The organism is Mesorhizobium sp. LSJC280B00 (assembly GCF_000502835.1).
GTDB lineage: Bacteria > Pseudomonadota > Alphaproteobacteria > Rhizobiales > Rhizobiaceae > Mesorhizobium.
The window spans coordinates 443,760-459,063 of record NZ_AYVL01000004.1 but is presented as its reverse complement, the minus strand read 5'-3'; the positions used below and the strand labels follow the sequence as shown (position 1 = coordinate 459,063).

At 61.9% G+C, this 15,304-nt stretch carries 13 protein-coding genes; 1 reads left to right on the top strand and 12 read right to left on the bottom strand.

The genetic code is table 11. The annotated features are described in order from the left end of the window. Nucleotides 1–35 precede the first annotated feature (35 nt). From X773_RS48395 to X773_RS48365, 7 genes are all read right to left on the bottom strand, one after another. Nucleotides 36–983: a substrate-binding domain-containing protein gene (locus X773_RS48395; protein WP_023675564.1), complete on the bottom strand. Its 948-nt coding sequence runs from the start codon at nucleotides 981–983 to the stop codon at nucleotides 36–38. Between the two features lie 82 nt (nucleotides 984–1,065). After that, the gene (locus X773_RS48390; protein ID WP_245274643.1) at nucleotides 1,066–2,049 is read right to left on the bottom strand and encodes an ABC transporter permease; all 984 of its coding nucleotides are present in this window, start codon (nucleotides 2,047–2,049) and stop codon (nucleotides 1,066–1,068) included. 1 nt (nucleotide 2,050) lies between these two features. Beyond that, nucleotides 2,051–2,893 (bottom strand): Cof-type HAD-IIB family hydrolase, encoded by an 843-nt coding sequence (locus X773_RS48385; RefSeq protein WP_023675562.1) that lies wholly within the window; start codon nucleotides 2,891–2,893, stop codon nucleotides 2,051–2,053. Nucleotides 2,894–2,901: 8 nt separating this feature from the next. Beyond that, nucleotides 2,902–4,371: an aldehyde dehydrogenase family protein gene (locus X773_RS48380; RefSeq protein ID WP_023675561.1), complete on the bottom strand. Its 1,470-nt coding sequence runs from the start codon at nucleotides 4,369–4,371 to the stop codon at nucleotides 2,902–2,904. 8 nt (nucleotides 4,372–4,379) lie between these two features. After that, entirely contained in the window at nucleotides 4,380–5,876 is a 1,497-nt protein-coding gene (locus tag X773_RS48375; protein ID WP_245274642.1) for a sugar ABC transporter ATP-binding protein, read from the bottom strand. Nucleotides 5,877–5,918: 42 nt separating this feature from the next. Further along, nucleotides 5,919–6,737 carry a 3-ketoacyl-ACP reductase gene (locus X773_RS48370; protein ID WP_023675559.1) on the bottom strand — a complete coding sequence of 273 codons (819 nt, stop codon included), beginning with the start codon at nucleotides 6,735–6,737 and terminating at the stop codon, nucleotides 5,919–5,921. Continuing rightward, nucleotides 6,737–7,957 (bottom strand): CaiB/BaiF CoA-transferase family protein, encoded by a 1,221-nt coding sequence (locus tag X773_RS48365; protein WP_023675558.1) that lies wholly within the window; start codon nucleotides 7,955–7,957, stop codon nucleotides 6,737–6,739. The genes X773_RS48370 and X773_RS48365 overlap by 1 nt, the downstream gene beginning before the upstream one ends. Nucleotides 7,958–8,135: 178 nt before the next feature. Between X773_RS48365 and X773_RS48360 the strand changes: the two genes are divergently transcribed. After that, the gene (locus tag X773_RS48360; protein ID WP_023675557.1) at nucleotides 8,136–9,158 is read left to right on the top strand and encodes a LacI family DNA-binding transcriptional regulator; all 1,023 of its coding nucleotides are present in this window, start codon (nucleotides 8,136–8,138) and stop codon (nucleotides 9,156–9,158) included. A gap of 468 nt (nucleotides 9,159–9,626) precedes the next feature. On the opposite strand, the gene X773_RS48355 is transcribed toward X773_RS48360, so the two are convergent. From X773_RS48355 to X773_RS48335, 5 genes are all read right to left on the bottom strand, one after another. Beyond that, nucleotides 9,627–10,310, bottom strand: coding sequence for an SGNH/GDSL hydrolase family protein (locus X773_RS48355; RefSeq protein ID WP_023675556.1), 684 nt, complete (start codon nucleotides 10,308–10,310; stop codon nucleotides 9,627–9,629). A gap of 90 nt (nucleotides 10,311–10,400) precedes the next feature. Then, on the bottom strand, nucleotides 10,401–11,354 hold the full coding sequence (locus X773_RS48350; RefSeq protein WP_023675555.1) for an ABC transporter permease: 954 nt from the start codon (nucleotides 11,352–11,354) through the stop codon (nucleotides 10,401–10,403). Nucleotides 11,355–11,357: 3 nt separating this feature from the next. Then, on the bottom strand, nucleotides 11,358–12,320 hold the full coding sequence (locus tag X773_RS48345; protein ID WP_023675554.1) for an ABC transporter permease: 963 nt from the start codon (nucleotides 12,318–12,320) through the stop codon (nucleotides 11,358–11,360). Nucleotides 12,321–12,328: 8 nt separating this feature from the next. Continuing rightward, entirely contained in the window at nucleotides 12,329–13,840 is a 1,512-nt protein-coding gene (locus X773_RS48340; protein WP_023675553.1) for a sugar ABC transporter ATP-binding protein, read from the bottom strand. An 81-nt stretch (nucleotides 13,841–13,921) separates the two neighbouring features. Then, entirely contained in the window at nucleotides 13,922–15,001 is a 1,080-nt protein-coding gene (locus X773_RS48335) for a substrate-binding domain-containing protein (protein ID WP_023675552.1), read from the bottom strand. Between the last annotated feature and the right edge of the window lie 303 nt (nucleotides 15,002–15,304).

Here is a 15,304-nt window from a genome sequence, read left to right as displayed (position 1 = left end):
CAATACCGCGGCGTCCCTTTGTCCACGGAAGAACCTCAGAAGCCCTTGCCGATCATGTCCGCGATATTATCCGGGGTCACCGAAACCGTCGGCAAGGTAATCGTCTCCGGGACCTCTTCGCCCTTGGCCACCTTGTAGGCGGTCTCGATCCCTTCCGGTGCGACGAAAGGATAGACAAAGGTCGCAGCGAGCTTGCCCTGTTTGATCGCCTCGAAGGCAGTCTCCTGGCCGTCGATACCAACCACTGCCACTTCGTTGAGTCGGCCGGCGGCCTCCAGCACCTGGATCGCGCCGAGCGCCATCTCATCATTGTGCGCGTAGACGGCCTGGATCTGGCCCGGCCCAAAGCGCTGAACCATATCCTCCATGAACTTCACCGCCTTGTCGCGGGTGTAGTCGCAGTTTTGCGAGGCAACGACCTTCATGTCGGGGTGCTTTGCGATCGCTTCCGCAAAGCCCTTGTTGCGATCGATGGTAGCGGAAGCACCAGCGGTTCCCTGTAACTCGATGATGTTGCCCTTGCCGTTCAGTTTCTTCGCAAGGAATTCGCCCGCGCCAACGCCGAGCGGCAGGTTCTCGCCGCCGACATGGACGGTGACAGGCGTGTTGACCTTGCGATCGAGGGTCACGACCTTGATCCCGGCGTCCATCGCTTCCTTGACGACGGGCGTCAACGCCTGCTCGGTAAGCGGCGAGATCATCAGCACCTTGATGCCTTGTGCAATCAGGCTTTCGACGTCCGCAACTTGCTTGGTCGCGTCATTGTTGCCGTCGGTCACGATGAGGTCGACATCAGGATAGTGCTCGGCGGCATACTTCTTGTTGCCTTCCACCATGGCTACCCGCCATGGGTGGTTCATGGTGGCCTGGCTGAAGCCGATCTTGATCTTGTCCTGGGCGAAAGCTGCACCCGGCAGCAGGCCACCGATCGCCAAGGTTGCAGCAAGTGCTGTGGTGCGTAGGAAATGTCTGCGACTGGTCATTTTTTCACTCCTCCATTGATTTTCATTCAGGTTCCAATGCGTGACGACCAGTCCGTTTGGTGACTGCCGCCGCGCATGGATGTCAGGACCGCCTTTCGTGACGGTAGACCTCGAACATCACCGCAGCGATGATGATGGCGCCCTTCACGATCTGTTGCGTGAATGGTGATATGCCTAGCAAATTCAATATATTAGCCATGACAGCAATGATCGCGGCGCCGATCACCGTCCCGATGACGCCGCCTTCGCCACCAAACAGGCTGGTGCCGCCGATGACGACGATCGAGATGGCCTCGAGTTCGAGATTGGTGCCGGCGGTGGGCTCACCAACAGTGAGCCGTGAGACAAAAACCAGGGCGGTCAGCCCCGAAAGCACACCGGAGATGGCATAGACCAACATGAGCACGCGCGGCACGTTGATGCCGGCAAGCCGCGCCGCCTCGGTGTTTGAGCCGACCGCGTAGATCTGGCGACCGAATGGCGTGTGTCGCAGGATCACGAAAGCCGCGGCGGCTATGGCAACGAAGATCCAGATCGGCACGGGAATGCCGAACAGAAAACCGCTGCCCAGATAGGAGAAGGCATCCGAAGCATCGCCCAGCGTCTTCGGCTCGCCGTTGGCGATGGTCATGGCAATGCCGCGCCCCATCACCAGCGTGCCGAGGGTCATGATGAAGGGCGGCATCCCGAAGAAAACGACGCCAGCTCCGTTGATGGCGCCGAACACGGCTCCCATCCCCAGCGCCGCGATCATCGCCAACGGGATTGGAACGCCTGATGAGAGCATTAGCGCTGTGGCAACCGAGACGACGCCGACGATGGAACCGACAGAAAGATCGATGCCGCGTGTCAGAATGACGAAGGTCATGCCGACGCTGACGATGCCAAAGAGCGCGACCTGGCGGCCGACATTCAACATGTTGCCGGTCTGGATGAAGCTCGGCGACAGGTACACCGCGAAAGCGCACAACACGATCAGGACCCAGAGCAGGCCAAGGCTCTGCGCCCAGCCTCGCAGGCGTCCCGCCGACCCCGGCCTCGACGCCAATCCTTGTCCAGTTGTCATCTCAACCATTCCTTCCTCCCGTTTCGTCTGCCGTTGCGAGGGTGCATTGCCGCTGCATCAGCCAGGCCACGGCATCGGCCAGTCCCCCATCGTCGCAGGACGGTCCGACGAACTGTGCCAAGAGCTTGACCTCCGGCACCGCGTTAGCGACCGTGACCGCCATGCCGGCCCAGGCCAGCATGTCGAGATCATTTTCGGCGTCGCCGGCGGCGGCGCAGTCTTCCGCTGCAATTCTCAGTTTGGCCGCAACGGTCGCGATGGCGACCTTCTTGGAGACGTCGGCCGGCCCGATTTCGAGCAGGCGCGGATGCGACCCCGATACCGACAGGCGGTTGCCGAGATTCGCGCGCAGCGCTCCAAAAGCAACGCGGCCGGCCGGCTGAGCGGCGACGCACATGATCTTGCCCGGCGCACCCGGCAGGTCTTCCATCGCGTCCGCCAACAGCAAAGGCTCGTTAGTCACGCCGGCTTCGCGGACGATGACCGGGTCTTCGGCAAGCGCGTGAATGGCGGTCCCGGTGAACCACATTGGCCGGACGCCGGCAGCCTGAGCTAGTGCCATGGCGTGCAGCGCATCGGCGCGCCCGATTCGCTGCTCCGACACCGCAATGCCGGTGGAGACATCGCCGATCCAAGCGCCGTTGAAGCAGATGACGAGGCTGGCAACTCCGAGCCGTTCCGCATAGGGCTTCACGCCAAGCGGTGAGCGCGCCGTCGCCAGAACAACAGTGATACCTGCCTCCCGCACCGCGCCCACCGCGTCGGCCACACGCTGTGGCAGCATATGGTTGTGTGTCAGCAAGGTACGGTCGACATCGGTGACGATGAGGCGCGGAATGGTCATGGCCCGTCTCAGACCGGAAAGACCGGGGCGCGCGGCCCGGTCTGAATGAGCAGCGTCTTAAGCTGGGTGAACTCTTCAAAGCCGGCCTGGCCCATCTCGTAGCCGAAACCGGATCCCTTCACCCCGGTGAGCGGAAGCTGCGGGGCGCCGTCGATGATCGTGTTGGCCTGCACCCAGCCGCTTTTCAGGCGCTTGGCGACGGTTAGGACCGTGTCGATATTCTTCGACCAGATGTAGTTCGACAGGCCATAGGCCGTGTCGTTGGCCAACCGCACCGCGTCATCCACCGTATCGAACCGGGTGATGCTAAGCACCGGGCCAAATATCTCTTCGCGGAAGATGGTCATATGCGGCTCGACCCGGTCGAAAATGGTCGCTTCGTGAAAATGACCGACCGCCTCCGTCGCTACGTTCCCGCCGAGTACGAGCTGGGCGCCTTCCTCGATCCCGCTTTTGACGAAGCCGGTCACCTTGGCCAGATGGTCGCGATCGATCAGCGCTCCGACATCCGTGTCGCCGTCGAACGGATCGCCGACCTTCATCTTGCGGGAGCGCGCGATCACTTTGGCGATAAAATCGTCTGCGATGGACGACTGCACGAATAGCCGCGAACCCGAAACGCAGCACTCGCCATTGTTGAAGAACACGCCCATCAGCGCGCCATCCGCCGCGGCTTCCAGATCCGCATCGGCAAAGACGATATTGGCCGACTTGCCGCCCAGTTCGACCGAGGATTTGACTAGGTGACGGGACGTGTTGCCGACGACACGGCTGCCGGTGCGAGTCGAACCGGTGAAGGAAACGAAGTCGATGCCCGGGTGCCCGGTGAGATGGTCGCCAACGGTTGCGCCATAGCCGCTGACGACATTGAAGGCGCCGGCCGGCACGCCGGCCTCGTCCGCAAGCGCGGCGATCTCGAACGCGGAACCTGACGTGAACTCCGACGGCTTCAGCACCACGGTGCAGCCGGCGGCGAGCGCAAACGGGACTTTCTGCGACAGGATCAGCGCCGGGAAATTCCATGGCGTGACCAGCGCCACAACGCCTACCGCTTCACGGCTGATCAGCGCCGTCTTGCCATCACCAATGTTCGTGTAGGTCAGGCCCGCCATCTGCATGGCCAGCGAAGCTGCATAGCGCGTCAGGCCGGTTGCACCGTCAATATCGCCGCGCGCGAAGCGGATCGGCTTACCGACCTCCTCGACTTCGATCCTGACGAGCCGGTCGCGGTTGATGCGGATCAAATCGGCGAGACGGTTCAGGACCTCCGCGCGCTCCATGCCGCTCATACGCGACCACGGCCCTTCCTCGAAGGCGATACGCGCCGCCTCGACGGCAAGATCGACATCCTCGGGCGCGCCATCAGAATAGCGGGCGACCAGTTCACCAGTGGCCGGCGACTGGCGCTCGATCGAACCGGAGCCTGAACCCTCGACAAATCGCCCGCCGATGAATTGTTGATAGCTGCGGGTACTCATGTCGTTCCTCACTGCCAAACCGCATGGGCCATGATTGTTTCCTCGGTCGCGCCCTCGCCCTCAAAAACCGCCGAAATGGCGCCCTCGCGCATGACGATGATGCGATTGCAGAGGCCGAGGATTTCCGGCAATTCGGACGACACCATCACGACGCTTGCGCCGCGCTTCGAAGTCAGTTCGGCGAGCAGGTCGTAGATTTCGCGCTTGGCTGCCACATCGACGCCACGCGTCGGCTCGTCGACCAGCAGGATCTCCGTTCCGGCATGCAGTTGACGGGCGATGCCGCATTTCTGCTGATTGCCACCCGACAGGGTGCGGACCTTGGTGCTGGGGTTCGGCGTTTTGATGCGCATCTGCTGGATGAACCGGGAGACAGCCTCGTGCTCGCGACGGCCATTGATCAGGCCGCCGCGGGTCAGCGGCGCCAGCTCTGAAACGGTGACGTTGAAGGCGACCGACTGCTCGAGGAAAAGACCCTCGGTCTTGCGATCCTCGGGCAGCAGGCCGACGCCGTGCGCAAGTGCCCGACGCGGCCCGTCGATGGCGACCAATTGGCCGTCGATCCTGATCTCACCGCCGTCGATCGGATCGGCGCCGGCGATGGCGCGCAGCACCTCGGTCCGGCCCGCACCGGCAAGGCCGCAGATGCCGACGATCTCACCGCGCCTGACATTGAAGGAGATATCCTTCAGCACGCCGGCCCGCGACAGATTGCGCACATCTAGGCGGATTTGATCGCCTGGTTGCGGGCGTGCTGGAAAGACATCCCTGAGTTCGCGCCCGACCATGTGGCGGATGAGATCGGGCGTGGTCGTCTGGCCAAGTGGCATCGAGGCGACGACCTGGCCGTCCCGCAGCACGGTGACCTCATCGCAGATTTCATAAAGTTCCTTCAGGCGATGGGTGATGTAGATGAACGAAACGCCATGTTCGCTGCTCAGCTGCCGGATCGTCTTGAAAAGATGTTCAAGCTCGGCGTCGCCTAGTACAGCGGACGGCTCATCGAGCACCACGATGCGAGCATCGCGGGCAGTCGCCTTTGCGATCTCGACCATCTGGCGCTGCGCGACACTGATCGTATCGATGCGCGCAGCCGGATCGACACGGAAGCCAAGCCTGTCGAGCACATCCCGAGCCGCGGCTTCCGCTCGGCGCCAGTCGATCATGCCCAGACGCGTCTTCGGCAGGCGGCCGAGAAAGATGTTTTCAGCCACCGTGAGATGCGGAGCCTGGGCGAGCTCCTGATAGATAACCGCGATTCCGAGCTCAAGCATCCGCTCCGGCGTCGGCGCCGCCACCACATTCCCGTCAATGGCCACTTCACCCTCATTGGCCAAGAACGCGCCGGACAGGACACGCATCAGTGTCGACTTGCCGGCGCCGTTTTCACCGATGACGCCGTGCACGCTGCCCTTGCGGACGGCGAAGCTGACATTGTTCAGCGCATAGACGCCGGGAAAGCGCTTGTGGATGCCACGCATCTCGAGAACCGCGTCCTTCATCATGTCCACTCCAAGAAATCGTTTTCTTGAACTCGTCAAAAAAGATCACAAGCGATGCATCTGCATGCCGCCGCCGATGTGGTAGATATCCCCGGTGCTGAATGGCATGCCCCCGACGGCCAGCGTCGCCACCCCGCGGGCGATGTCTTCTGGCTGCCCCCACCGCCTGATCGCCGAAAGCTCCCCCGCCTCGACTTGCGCCGAGTACTTATCGTAGACATCGGCGGTCATATCGGTCTGGATGAGGCCGGGGCGAATCTCGTGCACCCGGATGCCCGCATCCGCCAGACGAATGGCGAACTGCTGGGAAGCCATCGACAGTCCGGCCTTGGATATGCAGTACGGACCCTTTTCCGGCGAGATCAAGCCGGCGTTCGCAGAGGTGATCGTCACCACCGACCGTTCGAGCCGGGCTTGCGGCCGGGAAAGCATTGCGCGAGCCACGGCCTGGGTGAAGAAGAACGTGCCGCGCAGATTGATACCGACCAGCCGGTCGAAGCTCTCCTCGGTAACATCGAGAAGATCGCCGCGCACGGAAACCTGCACGCCGGCGTTGTTGACTAGGCAAGTGGTTCCCCCCAGATCGGCTTCGATGCGCTCGATGAACGCCGCATTGTCCGAGGTTTTGGATATGTCCTTGCGGAAGAAAGCAGCATTTCGCCCGTACTTGCGGACAAGATCGACAGTCTCGCTGGCATTCTCATCGTCGACGATGTCAATGACAGCGATGTTGAAACCCGCCTGAGCGAGTTCACAACAGATGGCCCGCCCGATGCCGCGACGGCCGCCCGTCACAATGGCAAGTCCGCGATTGACTGACGCCGCATGCTCGGGCATCGCAGCCTGGGAGGCCTGGTCCAGCATCACGAAGCCTTCCGTGCCATCATGCTATCGTCCTTTTCACGGGAAGCGACCACGGCCTTCGATGCCAGCAAGCGCTGGACCTCACCATCGGCATAGCCAAGCTCATCCAGAATCTCGCGCGTGTGCTCGCCGATCTCCAGTGCCAGAAACCGTAATGCAGGCACTTCGCCATCGTATCTGTTTGGATGATTGACGAGGTGGATCGTGCGGCCGCGCACGCTCACCTGCCGAAACACTTGGGAGTGGGTGAGCTGAGGGTCGGCCAGCAGGTCGTCATAGTAGCTGATGGGTGCCCACCATATTCCATGGTGGTCGAAGCGCTCGGCGAGCTCGGCGGTACTAAAGCGGGCCGTAGCGAGGGCTAGCCGGCGCGCATACTCATCGCGTTCGACATAGCGGTCGACGCCGACCACCTCGAGCAGCCTGTCGCTGTCGAGCGCCTCGGCCAGCACGGCCGATTCGCACAGCGACACCACCACATGGCCATCACTCGTCGGATACACGCCGTAGGGCGCCGCATGAAACCAGGTGGCCAGGTTCTTCTCGCGATTCAGCACCTCACGGTTCATGCCACCAGCAAAGTAGTTGACCAGAGGCTCGCCCTGCAGATCGATTGCGGAGTTGATCAGGCTTGCTTCGACGCGCGTGCCCTTGCCGTCCCGCAAACGGCGTACCAACGCACCCAGGATGCCCATCGCAAGCAATGCACCGCCATGTTGGTCGACGATCGCCGCGCCGACCGGCGTGGGGCCGTGCTCTGGAGTTCCAGTGACGCTCATCAGCCCGGACCGTGCCTGAGCGAGAAGATCCTGACCGGGCTTCATCGCCATCGGGCCTGTGGTGCCAAAACCGCTCGCCGAAGCGAAAATCAGATTTGGGTTGATGTCGCGGAGCGTTTCCTCGTCAAAGCCAAGCTTGGCGAACACGCCCGGTCGGAAATTCTCCATCACCACATCGGCACCGGCGATCAGGCGGCGGGCGACCTGCTTGCCTTCGGTGCTCTTCAGATCGATGCCGATGGAGCGCTTGTTGCGGTTGGCGCAGAGATAGAAGCCGCTGACCCCTTCCACATAGACGTCGGCACCCGACCAGCGGCGTTCATGGGCGCCGTCGATAGGTTCGACCTTGACGACATCCGCACCCATGTCCGCGAGATACTGGGCACCCGCAGGACCCTGCAGAAAATGGCAGAAGCTGACGACTTTGATGCCGTTGAGCATTTCTCTTCCCTTGGTTCTGCGCTATGGCTTGCGCATTTGTGAAATCGTTTTCACGCCTTTTCACAGAGCTGTCAAGCCCTAGTCTAAAGGCTTTCTCAAAGAAAGATGGTGTAGCGTTGAGAAAAAAAGTGTGTCATCTGGAAAACGGTTTCTCGGAACCGTCGGATTCGAGGACTCAATGGATATCGAGGATGGCGGCGCAAAGCTGATTGACGTAGCCCGGCTTGCGAACTGTTCGCCGGCCACCGTCTCGCGCGTGCTCAATGGCAACCCCACCGTGAACGAGGTGGTACGGGATCGTGTTGCGCGGGCGGCACGGGATCTAGGCTATGTGCCCAATGGTTCCGCGAGGGCGCTGCGGTCGACCCGGACAAGGTTGGTCGGCGCGATCATTCCGACATTGGACCACGCGATCTACGCCACGATGGTCGACGGGCTCCAGGCACGGCTTGCCGAAAAGAACGTTTCGCTGATCATCAACACCTCGACCTACGACATCGATCTTGAATACGAGCAGGCGCGACTCCTAGTCGAGCGCGGGGTCGAATCGGTGGTCCTCGTGGGCTCAACACACCGGCCAGCCACTCTGGCCATGCTTGAGCAGAAGCGTATCGGCTATGTCTATACCTACACGTCGCAAGCGACCGATATCGGTGCCGCCGTGGGTTTCGACAATGAAAAGGCAGGCCGCACCGCGGCACGTTATCTGCTCGACCTCGGACACACCAGACTCGGTATGATCGCCGGCATCACCCAGGACAATGATCGTGCGGCTGGTCGCCGCGACGGCTTCCTGAAAGAACTCGAACGTTCCGGCATCCACCGCGGCACGGTGCCGGTGGTCGAAGGGGCCTACAGACTAGACGACGGCAGGACTTGCATGACGCGCCTGATGGAAGACGCCAGGAGGCCAACGGCCGTTTTTTGCGGCAGCGATATCCTTGCTGCCGGCGCCATCAAGTACTGTCACGCCGAAGGCATCGCTGTACCGCAGGAGGTCTCGGTCGTCGGATTCGACAATCTGGAGATTGCGGAACTTACCTCGCCCGAACTGACCACACTGGAAGTGCCGGCCAGAGACATGGGCCGTATTGCGGCCGATTATATCCTCGCCTCGCCTTCGCAGCGGCTCCACTTGAGGCAACGCGAACTTGCCATAAGGTTGATTGTCAGGGAAAGCACGGCTGTTGTGCGGCGGTAGCAACATTGCGACTGGCGCGAGCGTCTCGAACGTTGATGGGCATCACGGTGTTTGATCCATCTGAATGACGAATTGCAGATGCGGCAATGCCAGCAACTACTTAGATCACGAAGTGGCTTACGTCAACGTTGGCTCCCAAAAGTGGATGGTTGTCCTGCTCGGAGCGAATGATCGCTCACGGTCAAAAGTTCCGGCTCAAAATGAACCCCTATTCGAGACAACGAAGCAGGAACCGCCCACCTGACGGGTGTGGGGAAAGGCGGTAGCGCTCTCCCGCCCCCGTTCCCCGATCGTACTTAGCCGTTCGATTGCGGCGGCCAGCTGATCAGGGCCAGGCTAAGACAACCATCCAAGCAACAAAAAATACGGGGTCGAACTCATCGTCCGGCCCCGTATTTTGTGCATCGCGGGAGGAAGGTGCGACACACTCCGTCGGCCTGTGTGCCGCAAGCCGGCGGGGTTGCAGCTTCAGGCGGCGGTGCTGACGCGGCTTGGCCCAAGAATCGATCTGACCTTGTCGGCGACCGCGCGCCCGAGATCGGCGTTGTTTTCGGCGGTGAAGTGAATGCCGTCGACACCGTCCGTGGTGACGAAATCGCCGGCGTTGAGGAAGTCGATCTTCATGAAATCGGCCATCGCCTTGTACTGCCTGGCCAGATCCCTCGACTTTTCGTGACCGCCGCCGAACATGCCCTCGAACCATGGGTCGGGCATCGGGGTGAGCGGCGGCGGCGCAATGACCAGCGCCTTCGGAGCCGGATAGGGCGTGCCGACACCGCCGGCACTTGTCAGGATCTGCCCGACCAGTTTCGCCATTCCATTGGCGATCTCGTAAGGCGTCCGGCGGAAATAAGACTTGGTGTCGTTGGTGCCGAGCATCACGATGACCAGGTCCAGCGGCAGATGGCTGGCGATGGCCGAGGGCAGGTAGCTGGCCCCGTTCAGGCGCGGGTCATTGGGGTCGTCGAGGCAGGTCGTGCGCGCGCTCAAGCCTTCTTCGACAATGTGATAGCCTTCGCCGAGCGCCGCCGCCATTACGCCCGTCCAGCGCTGGTCATAGGGGTAGCGGTAGGTCGGTGACCCCTCCTTGACCGGAACCCAGCCCCAGGTCAGCGAGTCGCCATAGCACATGATGTTTTTTGGCGGTGACATCCATGTCTCTCCATCTGTTTACAATTGTCTGAACGCGCGGTTTGTCGGTCTCGGCCAGCGCCGGGCGGTCTTGCCTTTCGCTGTCTCAAGTCATGGGGTTCGCACGCGCACTCCGTAGAAGATCGCCGCGCCGAGGATGATGACGCCCTGGGCGATGAGCTTGCCGGGCTCGTCGATGCCGAGCACCGTCATCACCACGAACAGCAGCGCAAAACACAGCGCACCGAAGAATGGCCCCCAGACGCCGCCGTCGCCGCGGCCGAAGACGACGCCGCCAAGGATCGTTGCCGCGACGGCCAGGATCGGCAGATCGAGGCCCACGCGGACGCTCCCAACGGCAATCGAACCGGTCTGCACCAGGGCCGCGATCGCCGCGATCAGGCCGGCGAGCGCATGCGCCAAGATGACGGTGCGCTGAACCGGCACGCCGGAAAAATGGGCGGCTTCGGCATTCTCCCCGACCGAGGCCACATAGCGGCCAAACACCGTCTGCGACAGCAGCAGCGACACTGCGGCGGTCAGCAGGATCCAGAACAGAACCGGCGTCGGAACCGACAGGAATTTCGTGTTGTAGAGGTCGTTGAACAGCTTCGGCACGTCGCCGGGTGGATTGCCGCTCGACAGGAACTGCACCAGCCCGACCAGGATGATGCTGACCGCCAGCGTGACGATCACCGCTGACACCCGCCGGTTGCCGATCATGAAGCCGTTGAACAGGCCGATGACGAGGCCGGTGGCGAGCGCCAACACGACGAAGAAGGGCATCGACGCGCCGGGGAAGCTGCCCGACGAGATGAAATAGTTGATCAAGAGGATGATGCCGCCGCCGGAGAGGTCGATCGACTTCACCCGCATGACGACGAGTTGCCCCAGCACCAGGATGCCAAGCGGAACGATCTGCCGGATGAAGATGCCCATGATGTTGAGGTTGAGCATGTTCGGCCGCGCGATCCACAGTGTGGCCAAAAGCACGATGAAAACAAAATAGGACGGCGGGATGCGCAGCAGGCCCCGGGCGATCGGACTTGCAAGAACGGCAGCCATCGCTCAGAGCCCCATTTTCTTGCGGGATTGCAGCCCGACCACCGCCAGCAGGATGCCGCCCTTGATCGCGGTCTGGACAAAGGGCGAGACGTTGGCAAGGTTCATGCCGTTGGCCAGCAGCGCCATCACCAGCGCGCCGATCACCGTGCCGTGCAGGCTGCCGATGCCGCCGGAAAGCTGGGTGCCTCCGAGGGCTACGGCGGTGACGGTGTCGAGCTCGAAAAGCAGCCCGACATTCGGATCGCCCGACACGATGCGCCCGGCCAGGAAGACACCGGCAACGGCCGCGAAACAGGAGCAGACCACATAGGCGAGGATGATGTTGCGACGGTCGGAGACGCCGAAGTTGCGGGCCGCACTCTCGGCACCGGACGCGATGCCGCCGCCGATCGCAAACAGGTGCAGCCCGTACCGCGATCCGTAGAGCAGTTTCCAGCCCACCAGGATCACGACGATCCCCCAGAAAACCGGATAGGGAATGCCGAGGAAACTGCCGGAAACGGCAGCGATGACGATCTCCGGCACGCTGCCGCCGGAGACAGGACGCAAGATGCGCGTTATGCCGAGCACGATATACTGCGTCGACAGCGTCGCGATGATCGGATGGACGTTGAAGCTGGTGATCGCCAGGCCGTTGATCAACCCGATGAACGCGGCCAGCAGAAAGACCGCCGGGATCAGCACGATCGCCGGCTGGTCCAGCGCCAGCACCGCCGTCGTGAAGCTGATGACCGAGCCGACCGACAGGTCGAGCCCGCCGATCAGCACGACGATGAGCTGTCCGAGCGCCGCGATGATCAGCGGCATCGCCTGGGCAACCAGGTTGAAAAGGTTTTCGGCCGTGGCGAACTGTGTCGTCTCGACGGTCAGCCACAGCGAAATGAGCAAGGCGACCAGCAGCGGCAGGCCCCACAGGCCCTGTCGTGTGTTCCGGCCACTCAGGATGTTGAACAGCGAATGATACATGGAAGCCCCTAATGCTGGCGCGTGGAGCCGCCCATCAGGGCCGCGTCGAGGATCTTGTGTTCCGTCGCCTGCGCCGCCGGCATTTCGGCAACGATGGTGTCGTGGTGGACGACGTAGATGCGGTCGCAGAGCCCAATCAACTCGATCGTCTCGCGCGACAACACCAGCACCGCGCCGCCCTTGCGGGTGAAGTCGCGCAGCAGGTGGTAGATCTCCGACTTGGCGCCGATGTCGACGCCGCGGGTCGGCTCCTCCACCAGCAGAAGATCGAGATCCGCGGCGAGGTAGCGGCCGAGCAGAACCTTTTGCTGGTTGCCGCCCGATAGGGAGGCGAGCGGAGCGGATGGACCTACCGCCTTGATGTTCATGACCTCCATCAAGCGGGCGATAACGCTTCGATAGGATCGCGCCGACGCAAGTTCGGATCGCCTCGAATGCAATCCGATGGCAATGTTGTGGGCGATCGGCAGGGCGAGAAAGAGCCCCTCTTCCTTGCGGTCCTCGGGAACGAAGCCGACCTTCAGTTGCTGCAAATGGCGAACGCCTGATGATGTCGAGAGCGGCATCTTGAGCGCTTTGCCGTTGATGGAAATCGTCCCGGCAAAGGGATGGTAGCGGCCGATTAGCGATCTCAGGAAGCGCTGCTGGCCCTGCCCCTCCAGCCCTGCCAAAGCGACGATCTCACCCTTGTGCAAAGTCAGCGACAGCGGCTGCGATGTCTCGGTGATCCTGAGGTTTTCGGCGCGCAGGATCTCGTCGCCCTTGTCGCCCGTGCGATCGGGAAAAAGGTCCTGGAGTTCGCGTCCGACCATCATGGCGATGAGTTCGTCGGTGGTGATCTCGGATACCACCCTGGTGCCGACCAGCGCGCCGTCCTTCAGCACCGTGACCGTGTCGCACAGCTCGAAGATCTCCTCCATGCGATGCGAGATGTAGACAACAGCCTTTCCCTTATCGCGCAGCCGGCGGATGTTGCGGTTGAGCACATCGACGTCGGCCGCGTTCAGCGCCGCCGTCGGCTCGTCCAGGATGAGCACGCTGGCGTCCGCCTGGATGCAATGCGCGATCTCGACGAATTGCCGCTCGGCGATCGTCAGGTTGGAGACGAGTTGTGATGGGTCGAGGGTGAGGCCGAGTTCGCCAAGCGCCTTGGCGGTCTGGCTGCTCATCTCGGGATAGTCGATCGAGCCGAACCGGGTCGTCGGCTCCCGGCCGAGAAACATGTTCTCTGCGATCGACAGATTGGGCAGCAGCGAGTGCTCCTGGAAAACGGTCGAAATGCCGGCATCCAGCGCGTCGCGCGGCGACTTCAGATCGAGCTTTTCCCCGTTCATGAAGATTTCGCCGGAATCGGGCTGATGCACGCCCGCCAGGATCTTCATGAGCGTCGATTTCCCGGCGCCGTTCTCCCCCATCAGGGCGTGGACGCTGCCCGCCTTCAGATCGAGGGAAACGGAGTGGAGCGCCTTGCTCCCTCCGAACGCCTTCGAAATGTGGGACATCTCGATAAGATTGGTCACGAAACCCTCGAACGAACCGGATTCGACAGATGGAACGGCCTGCGGGGAATGCTTGTCCACTCCCCGCCAGCCACGGCGCCGTCACTTCTTGCCGTAATATTCCTTGAGCTTGTCCTCCGGCAGTTCGCTCGGCCACCAGACATTGGCCGTCAAATCGTCGCGATAGTATTTGGCAGCCTTGTCCTTGTCCCAGCCGTCGGGGTTGTAGACATAGCGCTTGTAGAGCTGCTGACCCTCAAGCAGCGCAGCAGCGGCGCGCACGCCGGCGGCGCCCTGGGCGGGGCTGTATTCGGGAGAGATCGACTTGAATCCGTCCGTGATCCACTGGCCGAAATAGCCATTGTTGCCCTCGCCCGAAATCGGTGGAATGGGCGTGCCGAACTGCTTGAAGACGTCGACGCAGGCGCGTGTCATGTCGGCGCCGGACGACCAGATGCCGTCGACCTGCGGATTGTTCAGATAGAGTGTCTCGCACAGCTTCTTGGCCTTGTCGTACTGCCAGTCGCCATGCTCCTCGGCGGTGATCTGCACATGCGTGCCCTTGAGCGATTCCAAGAGGCCGTTGTAGCGGTTAGTGTCTTCCGGATGGCCGGCCAGGCCACGCAGGACCCAGATCTTGCCGTTGTCGCCGACGGTCTTCACCAGCCAGTCGCCCATCACCTTGCCGAAATGTTCGGCGCCGCCCTGGATTTCCGTGGTGTAGGCATCGGAATCGATGCGGCCGGTATGAAGAATGACGGGGATGCCGGCGGCGACCGCCTTGGCGATGCTGGCGTTGGCCGATGTGCTGGTCACCGGCTGAACGATGATCGCGTCGACATGTTGCGCGATCAGATCCTCGATATCGGCCACCTGCTTCTTCTGGTCGAAGCCGGCATCGAGCAGGATGAACTTCGAGATGCGCTTGTCCTTTGCTGCGGCATTTTCCGCCTCGTGCGCCACCTGCACGGTCCAGGTGTTTGCGTTGACGCCGAAGTCGCTCATTCCGATGACCCAGGGCGGGTCCTTCTTGAACGCACCGGCCGCGGTCATGCGCGTGTCGTCGGGGCGCGGCGCGACGCCGTCCATCAGCTTGACATCTTCCGCATGCGCCAGGGATGTTACGGCAAGCGCTGATACAACGAGCACTCCCAGACTGACGGTTTTCAGCAATCCTAACATTGAATTCTCCTCCTTGTGGTTGCCCCGGCCGTACGAATGCGTACGGCCGCGAGACGCTCTCCCAATGCACGCTCGTCGTCGCAAACCGACCGATGCACGCAATTCTCCCGCCCCCGAACACATGCGTGTCGAGGTCCAACCTGGGCTGGACGATGATGACGGTTGAGAACTCCTCCGGGCACTTTAGAAGCACAGCGGATTCGGCCTGTCAATAGTTAGTCATGTTGAATGACTATTCCATTGCTTGCCTTTCACCGCTCCTCTATCCATCATGAATGGCGCTCGCCGGCTTCGGCGCGCTGT

What these genes read in the sequence shown, in the direction of transcription:
- X773_RS48365 (WP_023675558.1), bottom strand. Translation starts at nt 7,957, where the DNA reads ATGCTCAACGGCATCAAAGTCGTCAGCTTCTGCCATTTTCTGCAGGGT.
- X773_RS48335 (WP_023675552.1), bottom strand. Translation starts at nt 15,001, where the DNA reads ATGTTAGGATTGCTGAAAACCGTCAGTCTGGGAGTGCTCGTTGTATCA.
- X773_RS48350 (WP_023675555.1), bottom strand. Translation starts at nt 11,354, where the DNA reads ATGGCTGCCGTTCTTGCAAGTCCGATCGCCCGGGGCCTGCTGCGCATC.
- X773_RS48370 (WP_023675559.1), bottom strand. Translation starts at nt 6,737, where the DNA reads ATGCTGGACCAGGCCTCCCAGGCTGCGATGCCCGAGCATGCGGCGTCA.
- X773_RS48355 (WP_023675556.1), bottom strand. Translation starts at nt 10,310, where the DNA reads ATGTCACCGCCAAAAAACATCATGTGCTATGGCGACTCGCTGACCTGG.
- X773_RS48375 (WP_245274642.1), bottom strand. Translation starts at nt 5,876, where the DNA reads ATGATGAAGGACGCGGTTCTCGAGATGCGTGGCATCCACAAGCGCTTT.
- X773_RS48390 (WP_245274643.1), bottom strand. Translation starts at nt 2,049, where the DNA reads ATGACAACTGGACAAGGATTGGCGTCGAGGCCGGGGTCGGCGGGACGC.
- X773_RS48360 (WP_023675557.1), top strand. Translation starts at nt 8,136, where the DNA reads ATGGATATCGAGGATGGCGGCGCAAAGCTGATTGACGTAGCCCGGCTT.
- X773_RS48380 (WP_023675561.1), bottom strand. Translation starts at nt 4,371, where the DNA reads ATGAGTACCCGCAGCTATCAACAATTCATCGGCGGGCGATTTGTCGAG.
- X773_RS48385 (WP_023675562.1), bottom strand. Translation starts at nt 2,893, where the DNA reads ATGACCATTCCGCGCCTCATCGTCACCGATGTCGACCGTACCTTGCTG.
- X773_RS48345 (WP_023675554.1), bottom strand. Translation starts at nt 12,320, where the DNA reads ATGTATCATTCGCTGTTCAACATCCTGAGTGGCCGGAACACACGACAG.
- X773_RS48395 (WP_023675564.1), bottom strand. Translation starts at nt 983, where the DNA reads ATGACCAGTCGCAGACATTTCCTACGCACCACAGCACTTGCTGCAACC.